21 protein-coding genes are annotated in these 23,578 nt (G+C 39.4%); 5 read left to right on the plus strand and 16 right to left on the minus strand.

Annotated features, from left to right (window positions below; all coding sequences use genetic code 11):
• Nucleotides 1-45 precede the first annotated feature (45 nt).
• On the minus strand, nt 46-366 hold the full coding sequence (locus GQR54_RS09340; RefSeq protein ID WP_166377366.1) for a hypothetical protein: 321 nt from the start codon (nt 364-366) through the stop codon (nt 46-48).
• Between the two features lie 441 nt (nt 367-807).
• Entirely contained in the window at nt 808-1,710 is a 903-nt protein-coding gene (locus GQR54_RS09345; RefSeq protein WP_166377368.1) for a haloalkane dehalogenase, read from the minus strand.
• Between the two features lie 180 nt (nt 1,711-1,890).
• On the opposite strand from GQR54_RS09345, the gene GQR54_RS09350 reads away from it, so the two are divergent.
• Nucleotides 1,891-2,403 carry a MarR family transcriptional regulator gene (locus GQR54_RS09350; protein ID WP_166377370.1) on the plus strand — a complete coding sequence of 171 codons (513 nt, stop codon included), beginning with the start codon at nt 1,891-1,893 and terminating at the stop codon, nt 2,401-2,403.
• A gap of 485 nt (nt 2,404-2,888) precedes the next feature.
• Here the strand turns inward: GQR54_RS09350 and GQR54_RS09355 are convergent, their stop codons facing one another.
• The 11 genes from GQR54_RS09355 to GQR54_RS09405 form a co-directional block, all read right to left on the minus strand.
• A complete protein-coding gene (locus GQR54_RS09355; RefSeq protein WP_166377372.1) occupies nt 2,889-3,137 on the minus strand; it encodes a DUF4282 domain-containing protein in 249 nt (82 codons plus the stop codon).
• A gap of 86 nt (nt 3,138-3,223) precedes the next feature.
• Complete coding sequence (locus GQR54_RS09360) at nt 3,224-3,793, minus strand: hypothetical protein (protein WP_166377374.1); 570 nt, start codon at nt 3,791-3,793, stop codon at nt 3,224-3,226.
• A gap of 1 nt (nt 3,794) precedes the next feature.
• Nucleotides 3,795-5,012, minus strand: a complete 1,218-nt coding sequence (locus GQR54_RS09365; RefSeq protein ID WP_166377376.1) for a murein transglycosylase domain-containing protein — start codon at nt 5,010-5,012, stop codon at nt 3,795-3,797.
• Between the two features lie 19 nt (nt 5,013-5,031).
• A complete protein-coding gene (locus tag GQR54_RS09370) occupies nt 5,032-5,745 on the minus strand; it encodes a hypothetical protein (protein ID WP_166377378.1) in 714 nt (237 codons plus the stop codon).
• On the minus strand, nt 5,745-7,040 hold the full coding sequence (locus GQR54_RS09375) for a hypothetical protein (RefSeq protein ID WP_166377380.1): 1,296 nt from the start codon (nt 7,038-7,040) through the stop codon (nt 5,745-5,747). Before GQR54_RS09375 ends, GQR54_RS09370 begins: the two co-directional genes overlap by 1 nt.
• A 9-nt stretch (nt 7,041-7,049) precedes the next feature.
• Nucleotides 7,050-8,417 carry a hypothetical protein gene (locus GQR54_RS09380; protein WP_166377383.1) on the minus strand — a complete coding sequence of 456 codons (1,368 nt, stop codon included), beginning with the start codon at nt 8,415-8,417 and terminating at the stop codon, nt 7,050-7,052.
• Nucleotides 8,414-9,544: a hypothetical protein gene (locus tag GQR54_RS09385; protein WP_166377385.1), complete on the minus strand. Its 1,131-nt coding sequence runs from the start codon at nt 9,542-9,544 to the stop codon at nt 8,414-8,416. The genes GQR54_RS09380 and GQR54_RS09385 overlap by 4 nt, the downstream gene beginning before the upstream one ends.
• An 8-nt stretch (nt 9,545-9,552) precedes the next feature.
• Nucleotides 9,553-10,455: an LPP20 family lipoprotein gene (locus tag GQR54_RS09390; RefSeq protein ID WP_166377387.1), complete on the minus strand. Its 903-nt coding sequence runs from the start codon at nt 10,453-10,455 to the stop codon at nt 9,553-9,555.
• Nucleotides 10,455-11,177: a hypothetical protein gene (locus tag GQR54_RS09395; RefSeq protein ID WP_166377389.1), complete on the minus strand. Its 723-nt coding sequence runs from the start codon at nt 11,175-11,177 to the stop codon at nt 10,455-10,457. The genes GQR54_RS09390 and GQR54_RS09395 overlap by 1 nt, the downstream gene beginning before the upstream one ends.
• Before the next feature lie 305 nt (nt 11,178-11,482).
• Nucleotides 11,483-12,100 (minus strand): LysE family translocator, encoded by a 618-nt coding sequence (locus tag GQR54_RS09400; RefSeq protein WP_166377391.1) that lies wholly within the window; start codon nt 12,098-12,100, stop codon nt 11,483-11,485.
• Between the two features lie 71 nt (nt 12,101-12,171).
• The gene (locus GQR54_RS09405) at nt 12,172-14,634 is read right to left on the minus strand and encodes a prolyl oligopeptidase family serine peptidase (protein WP_166377393.1); all 2,463 of its coding nucleotides are present in this window, start codon (nt 14,632-14,634) and stop codon (nt 12,172-12,174) included.
• Nucleotides 14,635-14,800: 166 nt separating this feature from the next.
• Between GQR54_RS09405 and GQR54_RS09410 the strand changes: the two genes are divergently transcribed.
• The 3 genes from GQR54_RS09410 (at nt 14,801) to GQR54_RS09420 (ending at nt 18,365) form a co-directional block, all read left to right on the plus strand.
• Complete coding sequence (locus GQR54_RS09410) at nt 14,801-15,796, plus strand: LacI family DNA-binding transcriptional regulator (RefSeq protein ID WP_166377395.1); 996 nt, start codon at nt 14,801-14,803, stop codon at nt 15,794-15,796.
• A complete protein-coding gene (locus tag GQR54_RS09415) occupies nt 15,793-17,022 on the plus strand; it encodes a glycosyltransferase (RefSeq protein WP_166377397.1) in 1,230 nt (409 codons plus the stop codon). The genes GQR54_RS09410 and GQR54_RS09415 overlap by 4 nt, the downstream gene beginning before the upstream one ends.
• Before the next feature lie 116 nt (nt 17,023-17,138).
• Entirely contained in the window at nt 17,139-18,365 is a 1,227-nt protein-coding gene (locus GQR54_RS09420; protein ID WP_166377399.1) for a threonine/serine exporter family protein, read from the plus strand.
• A gap of 369 nt (nt 18,366-18,734) precedes the next feature.
• On the opposite strand, the gene GQR54_RS09425 is transcribed toward GQR54_RS09420, so the two are convergent.
• The 3 genes from GQR54_RS09425 to poxB all read right to left on the minus strand — a co-directional run bounded on the left by GQR54_RS09425 (nt 18,735) and on the right by poxB (nt 21,495).
• Complete coding sequence (locus GQR54_RS09425) at nt 18,735-19,085, minus strand: hypothetical protein (RefSeq protein WP_331460308.1); 351 nt, start codon at nt 19,083-19,085, stop codon at nt 18,735-18,737.
• Nucleotides 19,086-19,098: 13 nt separating this feature from the next.
• Nucleotides 19,099-19,572, minus strand: a complete 474-nt coding sequence (locus GQR54_RS09430) for a hypothetical protein (RefSeq protein WP_166377401.1) — start codon at nt 19,570-19,572, stop codon at nt 19,099-19,101.
• 198 nt (nt 19,573-19,770) lie between these two features.
• Nucleotides 19,771-21,495, minus strand: coding sequence for a ubiquinone-dependent pyruvate dehydrogenase (gene poxB / locus GQR54_RS09435; protein WP_166377403.1), 1,725 nt, complete (start codon nt 21,493-21,495; stop codon nt 19,771-19,773).
• Nucleotides 21,496-21,815: 320 nt separating this feature from the next.
• Between poxB and GQR54_RS09440 the strand changes: the two genes are divergently transcribed.
• A complete protein-coding gene (locus GQR54_RS09440; RefSeq protein WP_166377405.1) occupies nt 21,816-23,471 on the plus strand; it encodes an RluA family pseudouridine synthase in 1,656 nt (551 codons plus the stop codon).
• Nucleotides 23,472-23,578 lie beyond the last annotated feature (107 nt).

The following is a 23,578-nucleotide window of genomic DNA, read 5'->3' on the forward strand; positions in this document are numbered from 1 at the left end:
CTGAATATCAAGCATGAGAATGCTCCTTAAAAAAGGAGTATAAGATCATACTTTTAAGTCAAGGTAAAGTTCGTGATCTTGCCCTGACAATATACCCTCGATCGCGGCGAAGTTGTCAAAAAATTTAGTAGGAAATAGATACGCTTTTGCTTTTGTAGAAAGTTGAATAAGGTGAGGTCCATCACTTATTTCACCTTTTTTAAAACAAGGCTTACTTTCTGTATCAAACCCTAAAACTGAATGTTTTTTTAGCTCTTCTATCGCGCTTATCGCGTCTGATTTTTGCGTCACTACAATTATATTATCTAGGCTCAAACCGTCGTACATCGGTAAAAATTGAACTTGCTCATTTGTTAACCTTTCCATTTGTTATTCCTTTTAAAACAGTTGGAACTTAGCTTAAGTCTATTGCTAATTTAACACCAAAATTAAACTCAGGAGATCGCTTTTATGTTTGCATTACTGTTTGTTATCTCCTTTACTTGAAAGTAAGCATTTGATCAGAGGTTATCATATTCATCTAATTTATAGGGTGCTTTGTTTTTTTGCTCAGGTTACTAAGGTATGCAAGCCCTTAATGGTTAAGATTCGTTCTATTTAGAGACAATTTAACCGTGGCGTGAATTGTGTAATCCAGTCGGCAGCACAGAGTAAATTGCCCCTAGGGCGGATTCAATGGCAGTACTTATTTATGGGGAATAACCACACTACATAGGCTCTGTCTTGCCTAAAAAAACCAACATGCCACTGCAAGTTCAACCTCAAAAGATAAGCATGCCTAATAACACCTTACTTTTAGACGCTCGTTTATGTGTTAAGCATTTTTACGGGTAACCAATCTGCTATAGCTTCCCCTATTTCATTCGGCGAATCTTCTTGAATATAATGAATACCGCTTACGGTTACCTCAGTTAAATTTGGCCATGTACGCACAAAGTCTCTTGCGTAACCAACTAAAAAAGCACCTGGCTCTGCATTAATAAATAGCTTTGGAATATCGTGAGAGTTAGCTAAATAGCTCGCATAGCTTTTAACTAAAGCCACGGTATCGGCAGGCTCTCCAGCAATGGGCAGTTGGCGAGGCCCTGCTAAAATTGCACGGCGATCTTCTCCTGCATTTATAAAGGGTCTGCGATACTCATCATGCTCTGCTTGCGTTAATTTGCGTGCAATGGTCGCTGGTAATATTGTTTCAATAAAAAAGTTGTCATCAAGCACCATTTTTTCACCCTCAGCTGAGCGCATAGTGCCAATAGGTCCGTGCAAATCTTTAGGAAAATCGTCCCATGTTGGAAAGTCAGTAACAATTGCTTCCATAAACGCAATTGCTTTTACTGCATCACGATGTGTATTAGCCCAGTTAAAACCAACGCCTGAACCCCAATCGTGCAGCACCAAGGTAACGTTATTATTTACACCCAACGCTTCTAAAAGTGCAAATGTGTATTTGCTGTTTTCAGCAAGTGAGTAGCTGCCCTCATGGGTGTTATCTAACTTTTGCGAATCTCCTAATCCAATCATATCGATAGCAATTAAACGCCCTTTTCCTTGCAAATAGGGCATAACGTTTCGCCAAAGAAAGCTAGATGTAGGGTTACCATGTAAAAACACAATAGGCTCACCTTCGCCTTCATCTATGTAGGCCATTTTTTTATCTAATACAGTTTTAAACTTTTTTGCATAACGTAATGTTTCTGAATCATTCTTCATTTAATTATATCGCTTTATTTAACTGATGAGCTGGCGGTAAGTCCTCGCTCATGTAATTTGTGTAATATTCGAAGTAGATTAACTAATTTCGAGCCAACATACATGACTGAGTCACACAATAAATGAGGGCGCTTAATTTGTCACTATATTTATATGATCGAATCACATATAATTAAATTTATGAAAAATGAAAAATATATATCAAATTTAATCGGCACGTTTGCTACTTCTGTTTCTAATGACATTGAAAAACAGATTGCCGAATTAGGCGGGCGAAGCTTAAGCCACGAAGCAGCACTGGTCACTATTTACAATCATCCTAATGAAACCATTGATGCACTAAGCAAGGTTTTAGGCTTAACGCATTCTGGTGCAGTTAGATTAATAAATACACTTGAAAACGAAGAACTTGTAGAAAGACGAAAGTCAGTAAAAGATGCCCGCTCTGTCGTTTTATGCGTAACGGATAAAGGAAGTAAAAGGGTTGAACTAGTACTAGGCAGCAGAGAAACAGCCACCTCTAAAATACTAAACAACTTTAATGATGAACAAAAACAAAGCTTTTTAAGTTTGATAGAAGTAGCACTTGGCAGCCTAACAAGCGAGCAGTTCGAGGCACGTAAAATATGCAAATTATGTAACGAAGGTATATGCCGTAAACGAGGATGCCCGGTAGAAAACTCAATTAAGTAACTAATTACTTCATGCATCTGCCCACTATAAACGTATTAAATTATTTGCTTTAATACGTTAGCGCTCTAAGTGTTAGCTCTTTAAAAAGCGTTCTATTTTAGGTTTTACTGTTACTACCATAATGCTCATTGTGGTTAAACCCACTAGTAATGAGGCTATTAAACCTTCACTCTAGCCGATTAAAAATAATTTTGTATTAAAAAAAGCAATATTATTAGCTGCTGTTATAAAAGCCACTAACGGCTCCATTATTGAAGAGCTCAATGCTGCTTAGGTACTCACCTGAGTGTGCCTTAGGTGCAGCTAACGCGCACTTGCGTTGAAGCGATGCTCTATAGCTATAAAACAGATTTATTTTAAGGGTTTAACTTGCTGAGGTAATAAAAACATCAACTAATAAAAGATGGTGATAAGTGAAGAAAAATAGTGAGGTCCGCAAGATTGGTATCCCCACTACCATTATTATAATAATTAACCTTAACCAATCACTCTGATTTATTAGCTATTTTTTGAAGGTTCTCATGAATTTTAAATAACACAATTAATAGCTCACACCATATACGTGCACCGATCGCACCACCAATAATGATACCCAGACCAGTTAAAAAGCCACCGCCGTACTGAGCAAACATGGTAACAATACCAGAAATTAATATACTAATAAGCATTAACCAGTACACAACGGTAATGATTTTTGGTGTAAGCATCGATTCAAAGAAAAATATATCTTTCATAAGGGTAATCCTTTTATAACTAAAAAAGCCAGCTTACCTTAGTAAAAACGAAGCCAGCAATACATATAAAAAACGTTAACTTGTTTTTACTTATTTAAATTATCTAACTCTTTTTCAAGATCTTTCATCGCTTTTTGAGCTTTAAACTCTTCATAAAGCGCTTCTCGTGAACTTGGGTCTAAACGCTTACCAGATTGAGCGACTAGGTTATTAAACGTTTCCTGTGTATTGCTCATTACAACAAATGTACAAAGCTGCTTTACACCGTCTAATTTAGCAAAGGCAACTTCTTGTGGAATAGCGCCCACAAGGCTTTGTTGTGCAACTTGCTTGCTTACTTGCTCAAACGTTCCACCAACATTTAGCTCATCATTACTTTGCGCTTTGCGTTGGTATAGCTTGTCCATAACGCTTGCTTTAACTTGTATTTGCTGTGATAAATCGGCGCGAGCGGCTGCAATTGCTTGTGCTCTGTCGGTAGACATACTGCCCGACCAAGGTACGCATGACGACGACGCTAAACCTTTATCAGACACTGGCAATAATACCCAGCTTGGCACTGAATCATTTTTTGCTAACGGCTCAGATTGTGTATTTTCAGTGCTTGAACACGCACCTAAAGCTAAAACGGCTATAACTGGTAATAATTTTTTCATTTTAAATTCCTTTCAATTGATCTTGATAATAAGCGGTGCGTTTAACCACTTTTTGTAAATAATTACGGGTTTCTTGCGCAGGTAAATTGTTTACCATTAAGGTATAAACTTTGTCTGCAGACATTGAATTAGCAGCAATACTAGCCTGATTAAGTGATTTAGAGCCACTTAACGTTTTGGCTACGTTACCTGGGCCAGTATTATAAGCTGCAATACTCATATAAATTCTTGATTGCTCATTACGTACATTTTTAAAGTAACGATTACTTAAAATATGCACATAAGTACTGCCTGCCTCTACGTTATTATCAGCCTGAAATAAGTACTCAGGACTAAGTAATAGCGGTTTACCTTGCAAAAAGTTGCTCACATCTTTACCCGCTGAAGTAGGCACTATTTGCATTAAACCAAAAGCAGGAATTGGCGAACGGGCAAGCGGGTTAAAGCTTGATTCAGTGTGTATAATTGCCAATAATAATGCAGGATCTAATTTATAACGCTTGGCTTGCTGTTGAACTTCTGGTAGGTAACGCTTTGCTTGGTTCGAAAGTGTATTACCAGGCAATTTATAGCTAATTGTTACTCTGTCTTTTTGTTTAGTTATAATAGGTGCCTTTCCAGTGAGCACCTCTTTTACAATCTCAGTAGAGAGCACCGTTTGCTCGGCTATTTTTTTAGGTTGAGTCGTTGTTGGTGACTTACTTTGCTCTATTTTTCTATTTAAAGGCTTGCCCGTTGAGGCAAAACTTTTGCTATTAATGGTATTATTAGCCGCAATATAAACCGGATCATTTGCAAGTGTTTTATCTACTGTTACTTGTGAAAGCTCGTTTAATTGCTGTTTTGCATATTCAGCGGCTTGCTCGTCGTTTTGGCTATTTAATAACTCAACTACGACTTCACCACTTTCAAAATTTACACTAGTGCGTTTATTTAAATCATCACTGTATTTTACCCACACTTTTGAGCTTGGCAGGCTTGGATCTTGCCACTTTTGGGTTACTTGTTTTAAATATGCACTTTGCGCATCATGCCAGGCACTTACAAACGCTTCAAATTCTTGCTTTTGCTGTTGTTCATACTGACTAAACTCACTTTGGCGATTTTTTAAAAAGGCCTCAAATTCGGCTTCGTCACTTGTTTGGGCTAAGCTATTTAAGCTCAGTGTTAAACAAGCTAAAGCACTAATTTTTAGTAGTATTTTAAATTTTGAGTCCATTTTTTATATCCCTATAAAATTAAAAATAACTACTTAAATCATCAGCAGACAAATTATCAAACTCAGTTTGAGCGGCTAAGTTTAAACGCTTACAATCTATGCTTTCACATTGCTGAGTTAGCGAGATAACTTGTTTATAACGCTCATTAACAAACCACGTTTGTGCAACTGAGGCTTTAGCTTCATCGAGTTTTAACTCACTCGCTTTTAAATATTTATCGAGATAGCTTAAACGTTGCTCCTCTGGCGACAGAACAGCTGCTAATGCTACTGCATCAGACATCGTTGTAGGGTGATTCAATGCAACTTGCAATAAAGGGCGTAAGTTTGCTTTATCTTTTTGGCTACCTACTTGCCAAGCAGCTCTAACGGCAAGTCCAGCTTCGTTAATATCTTGCGCAGCAGGTGTTACAACACCAGTACAAGTTAACCATTCTTGCTGTTTTTCTTGCTTATAATCCGTAATTTCAGCTTCAATAAAGCTTACCGACTCTGGCAAAGTCATATTGAGCTTTTTAGCTAAAATATTTTTAATAATACTGCGCTGTGGCAGGGTCAATGCATTTCGACATGCCTGCTCAAGCGCATTTTTTGCACTCGATTTTAACGCCATTACTCGGGCGTATTGACCATTAGCCTGACTTTTAAAAAAAGCAGTTTGTTGTTCAATTGTTTGCTCTGAGTCGAAAGTGGCCGAAGCCACCAACGAAAGCGCTAAAATAGGTGCTAGCATTAAAGTTCCTTTTCGCTCGCTACTTTACCTGATGCACCTTGAGGGTTAGCCGCTTTTTCATTTAACCCACCGTGTGCTTTTATTTTGTGGCCGTGGTGACTTACACCGTTAACAGTTTGACCATTATTACCTTCCATCTCTTTAGCTGCTTTGCGTGCCGTTGCCTCTAAGCTTGGTGCATAAACAGCTACGCTGTACTGCCAAAATCCATCATCACTTGCAAAGCTTTTAACACTTACACCCGGTGGTAATTTACCTTTTGCAACGGTTGAGTACTCATCAGATGTTTTTAATTGATTCAAAAATGTACTACGGTCTTCTTCTAAAATTTCTACTTGTTGCGGATCGTTCAGATTAGGATCTTCATACTCAAATTGCTTTGTACCTTCCATTTGCTTTTCGTCAAAGCTACCTTGCCAATACACTTTTTCACCTTGGATAGTGGCAAGCAACGCAGAACGCGCGCGTGTTTGCGATTGTGATTTAGCAACGCCTTTAAGCTTGCGAGCAACATTGCTATTTCTATTTTGACGAGCAATTGCAGACCCATAACCTAAAACAATGACCTCGCCAGTATCAGCATTAGTAAGTACTTTGGCGCCAACAGGTGGTAAAACACCACTTTTAACATCACTTATTACTTGTTGAAAAATTACATTTGGCTCAGTAGTTACTGCTACAGCACCACGATTACCTTTAATTTGTGAACGTGTTTTAGGAGTCGATATTAAACTTACGCGTACACCTTTCTCACCAATATTGTCGTACACGTCATAAGTAACAAAACCCGCTAACGAACCCGATACAGACTCTGTACACGCTTCCATCATATTAGTTTGTTCGTTTGCCGTACCTTCAACGCCCGTATCAATAACATCCATTCTTGCAGACACTACATTGCTACATTGATGTTCAACACCTTTCATATTTTCAATTAATTGTTTTTTCGCAATTAAATAAGCTTGGTTATAAGCACCGCGTTTAGACAGCAACGTCGCATTCATATTTTCGTAGGTGTTATAACTGGCACTACCAATAGATAAAATACCGGTGCCGCTGCCAACCTGAATCATTTTAATACCGTCTTCGTTGTCATCCATCAGTGCCTGATGAGCAACAGCAACTGCAACGTTTGTATCTTTTGCAACCACTACATCGCCAGAAATCTGTGCTTGTTCAGCACCCGCTACTTGCGCGCCAGGGCGAGCCGGGATCATATCTGTTAAGCTAAATTCTTCAGCTGCGATTGCAGGCATAGCTAAAACCATTGCTAATGTTAATATTTTTAATTTCATCGTCTATCCTTATTTGTACCTGAGTGTAAAATCGTCTTCGACTGTAATTTTTGAAAGGTTTTTTGCTGTTATTGTCATTAATGCCTGATCGAGCGCATGAGCAAGTTCACCGGTACTACCTTTAAATCTAAGGCTTGCTATGGTGTATTTTTGCTGTTTATGTATAGATACATCGCTCACTCCACCTAACGTACTTAAAACATCATGCAATTTTTCTGGTTGGGTTAGCTTATTGCTTGGCAACATGACCTCACGAACTAATCCCCCTCTGGCAACTACTTGAGTAAATGCATTATTTAGGGTGTTATGAAGCGCTTTTGATTGTGACTCACTCGCCAAATGTACTGCCATTAAATCTTTTTCTACGTAAGGGTCATTAGGCAACGACATAAATGAAGGATCGTTTTTCCATCGACCATAAATATTTCCAGCTAAATCTCTAACGTCAGCACTTAAATAAAGCTGCCTATTGTTATCTCGCTTAATCACTTCTGATTTTGCATAAATAACTAAACTAGCCGCATTACCAACTTCAACGCCTTGCTCGTTTAACCAAATTTTTAGCTCTGTTTTTAATGGCTCAGGCGCAATAACTTGTACTCTAGGCGAACCAATCATACTCAATAATTTTGATGCTTTTTGAATGAGAGGTGCTTTTTCTACAACAGCCATAATGGTCACTTCCACACCACCATTTTGCAGCTCTTTGGTTTGCAACGTTTGCCACTCTTTAACAAGCCCTTCACTATGACTCGAAAGTTGTTGCCCTATTAGCTCTTGCATATTTGTTGATTCGTTACCGTCAACAATATTCATACTCGTGCTTGACGATTGCGTATGCTGCTGAGTAAGCCACACACCTACAACTTGCGATACAGCACGTTGCAGAGCATCTTGCTCTGCAATCGTCAGTGCTGTTTTACCTTCCTTTTTCCAGCCTTGGCCTATTACTGTCACACTAATATTTTGAGTGGTTTGCTGCCAGTTTTGTTCTTGCGGCTCTCCTAACTCTTGCGGATTAATACTGACAGTCATGCAAGTGTCGTTACCGCTAAGCGTAGGCGTTGAGTAATTTAAAGGAACGGCCCCAGCACTCAAACCTTCCATCATCGTGGCGCGTTGTTGCTCATATAAGCTGGCGGCATCATCATCTAAACTTGTTGTTAAATGTTGCTGCGCACTTTGGGTTGTTAGGCTTTTATTACCTTTAATAAAACTAATAAGCTCAGCACTAGCCTGGGCTTTTGCACCCGAAATAGCCGTACTACCTCGTCCATATGCACATGCCTGTATTTGTAGCGTACCATCAGACAATACATCCACTTGAGCTTGCGCACTCAAAGAACATAATGCTAATAAGCCAAACTTTTTGATCATGTTCGATTCTCCAAAAAGTCAGCAGGAGTACCTACCGAAACAGCAAATATTTTTGCACCATTTGATGGACGATAAATACCATTTTCAGCTTTGTTTTTAACATCATCGGCTGCATCGGAGTCTTTCCAACGAATAATTTCACCATTTGCACTACTGCGCGAAGGATTTACATTCGCAACGCCAATTGGCTCAACAAATCCAGCTTCATAGCTAAAGATTATCATTGTTTCGTTAGGTAATACGCCCGCATTTTGGCCTCTGTCTAAACTAATTTTACTACCCTTAATACCTAATACTTGTGCTGTTGCAGGCATTTCACTCAACATACGAGTAAGTAAAATATCAATACCACGCGATCCCATATCACTAAGTACAGCATTTACATGAGCACTTTGGTCAAAGTGAAACCCAGCTACGTAACGCCCGCTTACAGTCGTAAATTTTAGCTCCGAGCGATCGCGTACATCTTCAGATTTAACACGAATTTTACCTAAATTAGGATGCGACAGCTTTTCACGTGTTTGCGGATTTATAACACCAGTTGTCAGCTCTAATGTATAGTCTGCCCAATCTGTGATTGAACCTTCGGTTTTTAACGTTCTTAGTGAATCTATTTTTACAACAAAATCGGGGATTAACGCTTTAACTTCTGCACGCTTGGCAGCGGCAACCACTCCTTGTTGTTGTAAAATTAATTGCTGTTCCTTTGAAATAGCATCATCATCACGCGTTACTATTCTAAAGCGATTAATACCTGCAAATTGATTTTCGAGCATTAGTAATAAGTTTTGATTATCAAACTCACGCATAGCATCAACACCTATACCAGTGCCATTTACACCCGCTAAGTCAAAGTACATACGTACAATTGGTTTTTTAAGCGGACAGCTATCAGTTTCGGTATTTGCATCAAACGTGCAGCGCTCTAAACCTTGGGTATCAAAATATGCAGGCATAGCTATATCCGCGTCATTAAATATATAAGCACTTTTGGCTATTACGGTATTTGAGGCGTTGTTACTAACCAACCCTGATTGTGTAGCACTTCCTTGTTTAGGTGAAGAGTTACACCCTGCTAATAAGGCGAGTGTAAATGCTGATAGAGTTAAGTTTTTTATTAATTTCATTACCATTCCTAAATATCAAACAGCCACTGGCTAGCAGGCGCTTTAAGTTGTTGTACTAAATTATTGATCGCTTTTTGCTTTGCATTTTCTTGTGTTGCAGCACTTTCTTGCGCAACAAGATCCTGTTGCAATAACACTTTAAAAGGGGTTGAACTGCGCGTAAGCGCTAGAGTTAAAATAGCTTTAGCAGAGTATTTATTATTAGATTTAGCGTACTGCCAGCGTATTTGAGGGCGCACCCATAAGCGTGTATCGCCGCTATGAGGGAGTGCATTATTGAGTGCAGATTTAATCGTGCTAATATTATTAGCGCCTATCACATCGCAAGAAACAGCATTTAATGCTTTTGCTTGTTCAGTTAATAAATTATTTAAAGTCGATTGAATAAATAGCTTAGGCCCGGAAAGGTGCTCTAATACTGCTAATTTTTTTGTCGCAACATTAAGTTCGCCACTATTTTTAAGCGCCCAAATAAAGCGTTGTTCGTTGTTATTTTCTGGCGCAGAAATGCGAGATAACTTTGATAAATCAGATTTAAGATTTTTCACTAAAACCGATTTTTTAACACCCATTTTTAAAGCAAATAAATTATTTTCCTCAAGCGCATTAAGCTCTTCTAGCCCAGTCAACGTAAACGGTAAGCTAGTTAAAGTAGTTGCTTGTTCAAAATAGTTGCTTGATTGGTTATCTTGCTTTGTTAGCTTTTGTAGTTGCTGCGTACTTACATCAACACTTAATTGAGTGATAATATCGGCTAAAGCCGCTTGCCTTGCAGCTAAGCGACTTTCACCTATACCAATCGCAGTAATATATTCATCACTTTTTTGCGGTTGGGTTACCCAATCAGGCCAATTTTGAGCAGAACAACTAAAAGCAAATGCTATTAAAAAAGCAAAAATGCTTGTTTTCATTAGCCTTTCGCTTCTTGCTCAAGTTGTAGCTCATTTATAGCTGTAATTGTTGCTTGCTCAAGTTCTATAATTTCGTTTGCTTCGAGTGCTAACGCAAGTTGATCTTTTGCTTTAATAAGCGCTGTGCCTATATCTTTAGGATCTTCTTCTTGCTCTGCATTCTCTTCATCGCTTGAAAGCCATGAACCCACAAGATTTCCACCCATTTTTAAAGCTGTTACTTTCGCTATGACAGTGCTGTGTTGGCTTAAAATATAAGTAGACTTGGCGATCTCTACCGTTAAATCAGTCGCAAGTTCAACATTTTGCTGATAAATACCTTCGTTCGCTAAGTTATAAGCTGCGATTTTATGACCAATTTCTTCATCTTTATTTTTTGCTCCTGCGTCAAACTCTTCGATTGCAGCTTGAAGTTGCTCTGGTGTCGACTTTTGATGGGCATATAAAAAGGCTTGTACATCACGGTAGTTATCAGTTTGTGTGCGGTATTCACCCATAACTTTGCGCTGACGCTCAAGGATAATAGCTGACATATTTAAAAATTCGTCAATACCTACCTGTACAGCCACCGGGTGAAAATAACCGAGTGTATCCATTCGAGTAGTTAACTCTGCAACTGCAGTATTGCGGTCTAAATTAGCAGAAGTACTAGTATCGGTTGTTGAAACACAACCAGCAAAAAGAGGTACAAAAATAAGTGCGGATAGAATAGCTTTTTTCATGAGGTAATTCCCTATACATTAAAAAGGCAAGAAAGCACAAAGCTAAGCTATTGACTTAATTCATTCTTCCTTGAATATGTAATTAGAATCACCTAATTTGTAAAAAAATGCAACACAGAAAATTAAGAAGTTTTTATAACTTACAACAAAAAAATAAACAAATGTAACCACAGCAAGGCGTTCAGCTTAGGTTAATACTTTTGGCTCATTTTTGTATAATAGCTCTATTTACTTAATTTGAGGTTAAAAAAATACCTTAACCTGTACAAATATCATTCAAACAAGCTTATTATTAGCTTTGAGAATTAGCCCAATGCTAACCACGCGCCTACAACAACCATTAAGCTACCGGCTATTCGGTTCATCCACTTAATATTATCACCACGGCTTAAAAATAAACGTAAGCTTTTACCGCCTGTTGCGTAAGCTAACATACTTAAAAATTCGGTAGTCATTATTACACCAAGCAATACTAAAAGCTGAGGGGCTACAGCATGCTCAACACTTATAAAGGGCGGCAGTAGTGAAATCATAAACGCCCACCCTTTAGGATTTGCGATTGCGGTTACAAAACCTTGCGTAAATAACGACTTCCTACTTACGTCACTTGGTTTTGAGGTATCGACCGACATTTTTCCTTTGGCTCTCCACATGTTAAAGCCAATGTAAATTAAGTACGCACCGCCTACCCACTTTAAAATGGCGAACGCATCTGGGTAATTTAGCATTACGCTTGCAACGCCTAATACCGCAGCAATGGCAACACTTGCGACACCTAGCAGCTCACCTATCATCATCCATAATGTGCGGCGCACGCCAATGCTCATACCGAGTGTCATGGCAAGGGTCATACACATACCAGGGGTGATAGACACAAAAAAGAACGTAGGAATAAAAACCGCAAGTGCTGCTACATCAATCATTAATTTACTCTCATATTAAAAGCAAAAACGCGGCTATAAGTAGCCGCGCTGTTGCTTACTCATGTTTATTACTATTGCCCAGTACTTACCACGGGTTCAGTAATAATCTCTACTGGCTCTGCTGTATCATTTAACAAATACTTATCTAACCACTGTTCTTGTTCCCACAATACATGCAATAAGCTTTTACGCGCTCGGTAACCATGTGCTTCATAAGGGAGCATTACTAAGCGGGCATCTTTACCTAAACCTTTTAGGGCTGCGTACATGCGCTCACTTTGCATTGGGAAAGTGCCAGAATTAGGATCTTCTTGACCGTGGATCATTAGCATTGGTTCGTTAATTTTCTCAGTATGGAAAAACGGCGACATATTAGCGTACACACTTTGTGCTTGCCAAAAATCACGCTCTTCTCCTTGAAAACCAAACGGTGTTAATGTGCGGTTATACGCGCCACTGCGGGCAATACCTGTTTTAAATAAATCGCTATGAGCCAATAAGTTAGCAACCATAAATGCACCATACGAGTGCCCTGCTATGGCAATTTTGTCTTTATCGGCAATACCTTTTTTAACTAATACATCAACAGCTGCTTGCGCGCTTGATACTAGCTGCTTTCTAAAGTTATCGTTTGGCTCGCTGCCATCAATACCCACTATTGGCATTTTAGGATCGTCAAACACGGCAATACCTTTAGCAAGATAAGGCATAGGACCCCAATAGCCAATGTAGGTAAATGCATAAGGCGATTCGCGTACTTGTGATGCTACGGCTTTATTTTTGTATTCAAGTGGGTAAGCCCACATAAGCACAGGTAACGGGCCTTGTGTTTTATCGTACCCTGGTGGTAAATAAAGCGTGCCCGAAAGCTCAACACCGTCGTCGCGTTTATAACGTAATTGCTCTTTAGTTACCCCTTTAAAGGCAGGATACGGGTGCTCAAATGTCGTTAACTGCGTTAGCGTGTCGTTGCCTAAATCGCGTATAAAAAAGTTAGGTTGCTCAGTTTTAGATTCACGAATAGTAATAAATCGCTCACCTTCGTCGTCAAGCAGTGCGCGTACACGCTCGTAGTATGGCGCTTTTGATTCCCATAAACGCTTGCTGCTATTTGTTTTAACATCGTATTGGTCTAAAAACGGGATATTACCTTGCTCTGAAGCTCCATTACCGCGAAGGTAAATATAACGCCCGCCTACAATTTTAATTACGTTTGCGCCTAAATCATTGCGCTCGTAAATTGCATTACCAGGGTCTTTGTACGCATCGTTGTAACTACGCTCTGAAAATAAAACGCGATTTCTGTCGGCATTTCGTGGTTGTACTATATAAGTACGTACTTGGCGATCGCTAAAGCGCCAATCACTAAGCATTGCTACGTTTTCGTTGCCCCACTCCATTCCCGCATAACGGCGTTCTACTTTGGCAAATAATTTAGGCTCGCGTTTAAATGGTGCACGTAAGCTGTAAACATAATCATGATGCTCAACGTCAGTTTTCATGTCGCCTCCATCTTGTGCCTCGGCCCAAATAACTTCAGCACCTTGATCGGCTCGCCATTCAAAGTCTCGGCGGCCAGTGCGTACACTGTCGTAACCTTGTGGAATGTTATCGGCAAGTGGCTGTTTTGCCAGCTCTGCTAATGCATAGCCGCGCATCCCTAATATTTGCCACGTGCTTGCAAAGCGGCTGTAAGGTACTTGATACGAGAACGGCGCGTTAATATTCGCTACCAGTAAATTTGTTGAATCAGGTGAAACTGAAAATGACTTAAGTAATGTAGAACGCCCTATAGGCGCAGCATTTCCATCAAGCGTTATGTAAGCCAATTGCCCTTGGCCGTAAAACTTAAACTGTGATTCATCAAACGGGCTGGTTAATAAATTTTGGTAAGTACGTGCTGGTGCTTTTTCGCCAGTACTTTGTTGAATAACAGGCACTACATTTTGGCTGTTATTTTCAAGCCTTGGTTTACCAAAATTAACAGCAAGATTTGCAACAATGGCGCTGCTATCTGGCAGCCATTTATATGGTGAGGCAGTTAGTACCGAATTTAATGCAGCGCTTGAAAGCTCTTTTGCTTGTTTAGTTTCAACGCTGTAAAGCCATAAGTTGGCTTGGGTTGGTTGCTCAACAATAAAGGCTAAATATTGACTATTAGATGACCATTTAGGAGAGCGAATAATGCCATTAGGTAAGTTGTTAATACTAATAACCGACCCGCTTTGAACATGCTTTAGCTCCACAGCGCTAAATTTGGCACTCACACGAGAGCGCGAAAAATTAGCGGGATTTAGCTTAATACCAGCAAGCTTAAGCTCTTCTTTTGCAAGTTCATCAAGGGTTACTACACGTTTGCGTTCAAAAAGCGCTAACCACTGGCCATCGCTCGATAAGTAACTAGTGGGTGCTAACTTAGCATCAACCAAAGCTGCAAGTTCAGGTGATGGGGTTTGATAGCCCTGCTCGGCGTAACTTGTTGGTACTAATGCCGTACAACAAATAAAGGCAACTAACAGCCTAAAAGCGCTCATGTTTTTATCCTTTTGTTATTTTTTACTCTTATAAGCGTATATAAACACGTTTTGCTTTGTTCATAAAGTATTAAGGTAAGTTAAACACCTCTAAAAGATGACTTAATAGTGCTGATTAAGCTAAACTACAGCGCTATTTATTCACCACTGCGGTACTTAAAATACAATGCATAACAAAGCCAAATCAGTCACCATTTTTGATGTTGCAGAGCGTGCTGGTGTATCAAAATCAACCGTATCGTTGGTACTTACCCAAAGCGATAAAGTGGGCAATAAAAGTAAACAAAAAATACTAAAAGCGATAGATGAGCTAGGGTACGTTTATAATCGTGATGCTGCTGCTATGCGCTCAAAGCGCTCAAATTTAGTGGCCATAGTAATAAACGATTTAACTAACCCAGCTATGGCACACCTTGCTACCAGCCTACAACTTTTGTTAAACGACAACGGCCTACAAGCCATGATTGTAAGCAGTAATAATAGCCTTGAGCTACAAGCAAACGCAGTTAAAAACTTAAAAGAATACAACGCTGCTGCATTTATTATTTGCCCCGTTGCAAATACTTGCCCCAAATGGCTTGATACGCTCAGCGCGCAACACAAAGTAATTACTGCAATGAGCGAAGTGCCCTTTAGCGCAGCTCCTTGTGTATTACCCGACTATAAAAAAGCCAGCCACGTAGCCAGTATGCATTTGCTTTCACAAGGCGTGACAAACATTGCATTTATAGGCAGTGAACTTACTTTAAATGATTCACAAGCACTACAAAGTGGCTTTAATACCGCTTGTGCGCAACACAGCATTACACCATTAGCACCCATTCACTGCGCAGTAAACACAGCCCTTAGCGCTAAAAATGCATTTATGGAAGCATATAAACACAACCCAACATTAAACGCAGTGGTATGTGCAAACGATATTATTGCTCAAGGTGTTATTGCTGCTATTAACTCATTAACTCATCACTGTATTAAAGTAGTGAGCTGCCACCATATTCCTAATAGCGCGGTTATAAATGATCACTTAACCACTGTGGCTATAAGTACAACTGATATAGCCAAGCGGTGCCTTTTAATACTGCAAGAGCTACTACAAAATACAGCCCCGCCAGTAAAAACACTGGTAAATGTAAACTTACAAATTAGAGATTCTAGCCAATGAAAAAAGTGCTGGTAATTGGCTACGTATGGCCAGAGCCAAATTCGTCTGCTGCGGGAACGCACATGATGTCGTTATTAAATACATTTAGAGCGCAAAACTGGGACGTTGAATTTGCAACGCCCGCGCAGCGCACCGACCACATGGTAAATCTTGACGACTTCGGCATAACCAGTCAAAGCATTGCACTAAACTGCGACAGCTTTGACGAATACGTTAAAGCCTATAATCCAGATATAGTAATGTTTGACCGTTTTATGATGGAAGAACAATTTGGCTGGCGCATCGATAAACATTGCCCACACGCAATTAAAATTTTAGATACCGAAGATTTACAATGTCTGCGTAACGCTCGCCACGAAGCATTTAAAGGTGAGCGTGATTTTACAACCAGCGATTTACACTCAGACATAGCAAAACGCGAAATTGCCGCTATTTTACGCTGCGACCTAAGCTTAATTATTTCAAGTTATGAAATGAGCCTACTAAATAGCGTATTTAAAATAGAGCCAAGCTTATTGCACCATCTACCCTTTATGGTTGATTTAAGTACATTACCTGCAAGCACAAAAACGTTTGAACAGCGCCAGCATTTTATGACTATAGGTAACTTTAGGCATGCACCAAATTGGGATGCTGTACTTTACTTACAAAAAATATGGCCACTTATTCGCAAGCAACTCCCAAAAGCAGAACTACATATTTATGGCTCTTACCCACCACCAAAAGCCACGGCACTAAATAACCCTAAAACAGGGTTTTTAATAAAAGGCTGGGCCGATAATGCGTTTGATGTAATGCAAAGCGCACGTGTATGTTTAGCACCACTGCGTTTTGGTGCTGGCATTAAAGGTAAATTGCTTGAAGCCATGATTATGCAAACCCCCAGCGTTACCACCAATGTTGGGGCTGAGGGCATGCATAACGATTTACCATGGTCTGGTAAAATAGCCAACACTGCCGATGACTTTGCCAGTGTTGCCATTGAAATGTACACCAATCAAAATGACTTTGAGCAAGCGCAGCATAATGGCAACACACTACTTAATACGCTGTACGATAAAGCGCAATTAAGCGCTGAGTTAATTAAAAAAGTCGATTCAATAAGTAACGATTTAAACGCCCATCGCGAAAAAAACTTTACAGGCCAAATGCTCAAACATCATACAATGCGCAGCACTCAATACATGTCGCAATGGATAGCTGAAAAAAATAAAAAATTAGATTAAAAATGACTAGACACACACCAATTAGTGTTTAAAATCGCGCCCATCAAACGTGGGCATTTTTAGCTGTATTGTCTATATTTTTAGCTTAGTTATCGCAATATTTGGTCCAAAAAGATTTGAAAACTGCAACCTTTACAGAAAAACGCAAATTTATCGTTAAATTAGGCAAAATGCTTCACAAGTATGGTACGCCTGCTTACCGCCTAGAAGCCCACCTCATGGAAGTGGCTACATACTTAGGACTTAAATCGTCGTTTGTTATGTCGCCAACCTCTGTAACGTTTGTTATTTGGACCGATGGCCACGAAGACGAGTACACCCATGTTGCACGTGTAGACCCTGGCGATCACGATTTAGGCTCACTTGCCGACACCGACGACCTTGTAAACCAAATGCTTGACGACAAGCTAAGTTTACAAGAAGTTGATGCGCAACTAGACGCTATTTTTGTAATGCCAAACCCGTATAACAAACTAACAACGGGTGTTGCATTTGCAACCTCTGGTGGTGCGTTTGCCATGTTAATGGGTACAAGCTGGATTGATGTAATTTGGTCATCAATGCTTACTCTCGTTGTTTATTTATTTGTACTTTGGTCTGGGCGCTCAAAACGCGTAGCTCATATGCTTGAGCCACTAGTAGCAATAATATCAGCAATACTTGCGTGTGCAGTAAGTGTGTATATAACACCTGAGATAAATATACGCTTGGTGGTACTTTCGGCCATTATTGTGTTTATACCTGGTTTAGCACTTGCGCTTGGTTTAGCAGAGCTGGCAGCACGGCATTTAGTGTCAGGTACTGCGCGAGTCATGGACTCGTTTATGCTGCTATTTAAACTGTATTTTGGCGGTTTTATTGGCATAGGTATTGGCTTTGCACTCTTTGGGCAAGCTGACTTTGTACAGCCTGAGCCATTACCAAAGTGGACCGCATGGCTGGCTATATTTTTACTTTGTAGCAGCCTAATCGTTATTTTTAGAACCAAACTTAAACACGCAGTTTGGTCTATTGCATCAGGCTTTATAGCGTACGGCACCAGTATTGGCTCGGCTATGTACCTTGATTACACGTTAGGTACGTTTGTAGGTGCTTTATCGGTGGGTATATTTAGTAACTTGTTTAACCGCGTTGCTAATGCGCCGGCCTCTATTGTTGCCATGCAAGGCTTGATTGTATTAGTACCAGGAAGCAAAACGTATATTGGCTTAAACTCACTTATTGAAGGCCAAGACTTTGTATATGCAGAGCACATAGGCCAACAAACGTTTTTAATATTTATGTCGCTTGTTGCAGGACTAATATTTGCAAACGTAGCCCTACCGCCTAAAAAGAGTTTGTAAATTATACTGAGCACTCGCTTTACTTTGATTGAGTAAAGCGAGTAAATCGTTAAGCTAAAAACAACTGCCAAGTAGCAATTTATACCAATGCTAAGTGTTTTAGCTCATTACATTGCACTTGAGTCAAACTCAAAAACCTCATAGTGATTCCAACGTAAAAACAGTTCACCGCTTTCTAAATAACCTGAACTCTGGATAATAAATCTATCTCAAGCAGCTATTTTCAGCGCTAACTGCGTTGAATTTACTTGCAATAGGCCAGCTATTGACGCGTAAATTCGCCTTGTTTTCACTAAAAATCTCTGGCTAGAGAAAATAAATTTAAATATCACTATGATTCAATACTTTAGTAAATCTCTTAACCAGAGTTCAGGTTAAATACAGATTTATGTCATCACTTGATGAATAGCAAAAATCATCCCAGTGACTACAAAAAATTAGCCAAGGAAGGGTTAATGCTATTTCTTGATCCCAGCAAATTGTTACTTTTTTTGAGTCATTCGCTAAGCCCTTTAACCATTGGCGTGTTAATTCACTCCCTTGTGTGGAGTCGAATCTTTTTGCACCAACAGGAAAGTTAAGGGGTGTGGCGGCAATTAATGCTCTTGCTTGATCTTCACTCAATGGGTTGAGTTTGTTTAAGGTATCTTTAGAAAAATTACCGTGGGACGCACTAATCCAGCGCCATGCTAAAGAAAAGTCTTCAATTTTAATCAACACTCTATACCTACTTTTACAAACACGTAGTGGACACTACAATACTATTACAACGTTCTAAATACCCTATTAATTCTGGGCCTTCGGGGTAATCAGAGCAATTGCCTATTATAAGGCCTGCAACTTTACCTGCGGGTTCTATTTCTACGTCCATGTATGATGCAAATACAGAGTTGTTTTTGGTTTTGGACCACGTAAAGTGATAATGAGTATTGTGTGTACTAAGAAATTTACGATCTGGTTTATTAAACTTACTGGTTGTTGCTGTCAGCAAAGTATTTTTGTTCTTAACAGTAATTTCAGCGCCGCTTATAGCCCAAGATAATGGCCACTCTCTTGTAACCTCCGTAGAAATTTCACATTCGCCAAGCACACTAACCTTATCTAAATCAGAAATTATATTTGCGTATTCATTGGTGCGTAAACTGTTTTGCTGAGCTTGAATAAGCCATAAAACAACTAGCGACAGTAAAACTGATTTCCATTTCATTATTGCTCCGCTCCTCTATGAAGCAGAGGCATTTTATGCGTATTTTTATTAATTTAATGATAAACCATATATGATTTTTTATTTTTGTTCAATTACTTACAAACAACCATCACTTATTAATGGTCGAGAATGACAGTGGGGATTATTACTTTGGCACTTCCCTATTGAGCAAAAATACTCAACAGGGAAGTAACTTAACTAGCGTGACCAGTTAGTTTTAGCAAGCTCTACAATTTCGTTTCCTTTGCCGTTTATCAACGCCTTCATCATGTAAACGCTAAAGCCTTTTGCTTGCTCTAATTTGATTTGCGGTGGCATTGAAAGCTCTTGTTTCGCGGTATCGACTTCTAAAACAACAGGTCCTGAGTGATTCATCATTTCGTTCATTGCCGATGGTAATTTTTCAGGGTCGTCCACATGAATCCCTTTTAATCCACAGGCCTCTGCAATTTTAGCAAAACTTGGGTTTTCTAAATCAGTATCGCTTGATAAAAACCCACTGGCTTTCATTTCCATAGCCACAAAACTAAGTGAGCGATTATTATAAACAATAATCTTTATTGGTAAATTAAGCTGCTTAAGCGAGATCAAATCGCCCATTAACATCGAAAAGCCACCATCACCACACATTGCAATTACTTGGCGGTCTCTATCAACAGATTGAACCCCCATTGCCTGCGACATCGCATTTGCCATAGAGCCATGATTAAACGAGCCAATTAAGCGACGCTTACCATTCATTGATAAATAACGCGCAGCCCACACTGTTGGCGTACCTACATCACAAGTAAAAACAGCATCGTCAGCCGCTTGCTCGTTGAGTAAACGCGTTAGGTATTGCGGGTGAATTAAATTTTGCGAGGTTTTTCCACTGGCTAGTTCATCGAGATCTTGTCGAGACTCTTTGTAGTTTTTAACACATTTTTGTAAGTGCGAACTTGTCCGCTCACCTTTAATATAATCAAGCAATGTGGTCACTGAATTTTTAGTATCCCCTAACACGCCACAGTCAATTTGCACGTGTCGCCCGAGTGACGCAGCCTGATTATCAATTTGCAATATGGTGGTATTTTCAGGATAAAAAGCACGATAAGGAAAACTAGTACCAATCATTAATAACGTATCGGCTTCTTGCATTGCATGATAGCCCGACGCAAAGCCAATAAATCCAGTCATACCAACATCATAAGGGTTATCGTATTCAATAAACTCTTTACCACGCATAGCATGCACAATTGGCGCTTGTAATTTTTCGGCTAGCGCAACAATTTCGTCGTGGGCATCCTTACAACCAGCACCACACAATAAGGTTACTTTTTTACTTTTATTAAGATGAGTCGCCATTGCTTCAATATCAGATAAAGCGGGGGTATACGTTGCTGGTTTTGGCACGTTCCATTTTGGCTTGATAGCTTTAGGCATATCTTTTAATGCAATGTCGCCAGGTAGCACAAGTACACTCACGCCTTTGTTTAATATTGCTTGTCGCATTGCGGTTTCTAGCAGGTACGGCATTTGCTCGGGGCTCGAAACCATTTCACAATACACACTGCATTCTTTAAATAATTCTTGCGGATGGGTTTCTTGAAAATAACTACTGCCAATTTCAGATGAAGGAATGTGTGCGGCAATAGCTAATACCGGTACATTATTACGCTGACAATCAAATAAGCCGTTAATTAAATGAAGATTACCTGGCCCGCAAGAACCCGCACACACTGCAAGCTCGCCTGATAAATGCGCTTCGCCGCCAGCTGCAAATGCTGCTACTTCTTCATGACGTGTGCCTAGCCATTCAATTGTTCCCATTTTTCGCAGGCTTTCACTAATGCCGTTAAGTGAATCGCCAGTTACTCCCCAAATGCGCTTTACGCCCGCTTGTTCGAGGGTTTTAGTAATAAAACTTGCGATACTTTGACTCATAATATAGAACTCCTAAATATTAAGTTATTCTGTAAATTGATTTTTTGCCTCTGATCTATCAAGTAAGTCATCGTTTCGAAATGCGCTCAATTATTGAGAATCGATAAGCTTAGGTATTTTGATAATGATAGATATATTACTACTGAGACTTTACTAACAAACGATACTCCTAGGTTTACTGCCCCCCATACTGATACATAAAACATGAATGTCCGCTTTAAAGTGTTTATGAATATGCGGGTGCGAGATTTTTAGTGGCTTAACTATGAATATGTTATTATGCGCTCAATTATTTTACTGAATGCTTTTCTCTTACTTCTATGTCAAATTCTGCTTTGTGCTTTACATTATTTTCTCAAAATATTGATTCTCTCGCGCTTCCTGAAAAGTTTACTTTCCCTTTTTATTACGAGCCGCAACCTTTAGCTGTAGCAGCCACAAAACAATTACAGCAACAACTTGAAACGTTAACGCATTTAAAAGCAGAAAATGCAGGTAAAATGTTTGGGGTTTTAGTGGTGCAAAATGCTAAGCAACAATTAGGCTTTTTAAGTGCTTATTCGGGGCAAATTGAAGGTGATAAAGGTAATATTAGCTTTGTGCCGCCTGTTTCTAGCATGCAGCTGCAAGACGATAGCTATTTGACTCAAAGTAAAATAATTAACGATATTAATGCTCAAATTGAGCAGTTAGAAAATAGTGAACAACTGCATGAAGTTAATAGCAAACTTGATGATGCAACACAGAGTTACCAGCAAGCACTATTAGCCCAACAGGCAGTAATGCAAGCCGGTCGCCAGCAACGAAAAATACAACGTACCGAAGGCGAATTAGAGCTTAGCGAAAGTGATTTTGAGCAGTTAAAAAATAAGCTTGCAGGGCAAAGTATCGTAGAAAAAAAGCAACTGCTGGCACTTAAAGCCTATTGGCAAAATATAATCGAGTCACTGCAGCAAACACACATCAATATTTCTGATGAAATTGCTCATTTAAAAAAGCGCCGTAAAACGCTTTCTAAAAGCTTACAAAAAAAGTTATTTGCGCAGTACCAATTTTTAAATGCAAATGGTGAAACTACAGACTTAAATGCCATATTTGCAGCATTACCTGAGCACACTCCTCCTTCGGGTGCTGGCGATTGTGCAGCGCCTAAATTATTACAATACGCCTATAAACATGACTTAAAGCCACTTGCTATGGCTGAATTTTGGTGGGGAGCTGCGCCTAAATCAGCAATTAGGCAGCATAAAAACTACTACCCTTCTTGTTACAGTAAATGCCAACCAATACTTGGGCACATGCTAAAGGGTTTAGATGTTGAAGATAACCCGCTACTTATCAACCCAGCTCAGGGTAAAGATTTAAGTATTGTTTATAAAGATGACGACTTACTTGTGGTAAATAAGCCCGCTGAGTTTTTATCAGTGCCTGGCGTTAATATTGATGACTCAGTTTATATGCGAATCAAGACGCAGTTTCCAGAGGCATCAGGCCCGCTAATTGTACACAGATTAGATATGTCGACTTCTGGGTTATTGATGATTGCACTTAATAAACGCGTGCACAAAGCACTGCAAAAGCAGTTTATTGAACGCACCATAGATAAACGTTATGTCGCATTAGTTAATGGTAACGTAGCTGAGGATAGCGGAGTAATTGATTTACCCTTAGTGCTCGACTTTGATGATAAACCGCGCCAAATGGTGTGTTACAAACATGGTAAGCCATCACTTACTACCTGGCAGGTTTTAGAGCGTAACAACAATATTACCCGATTACAGTTATACCCTAAAACAGGGCGAACTCATCAATTAAGAGTACATTGCGCGCACAGTTTAGGTTTAAACATACCAATTATAGGCGACACACATTACGGACAAAAAGCAGATAGATTACATTTACACGCTGAGTATTTAGCATTTACTCACCCAATTACACTTAAACGATTAGAGTTTGAAGTAGCTGCTGATTTTTAATAAAAACACATAGCCACAACGACTATATTATACAATGTGTTGGTTTTTATTAATTAAATTGATATCGTTTATGGTCTTATTTTTTCAATAATGAGTATAAAAAACTG

The sequence above is a fragment of the Pseudoalteromonas sp. Z9A4 genome (assembly GCF_011378845.1).
Taxonomy (GTDB): domain Bacteria; phylum Pseudomonadota; class Gammaproteobacteria; order Enterobacterales; family Alteromonadaceae; genus Pseudoalteromonas; species Pseudoalteromonas arctica.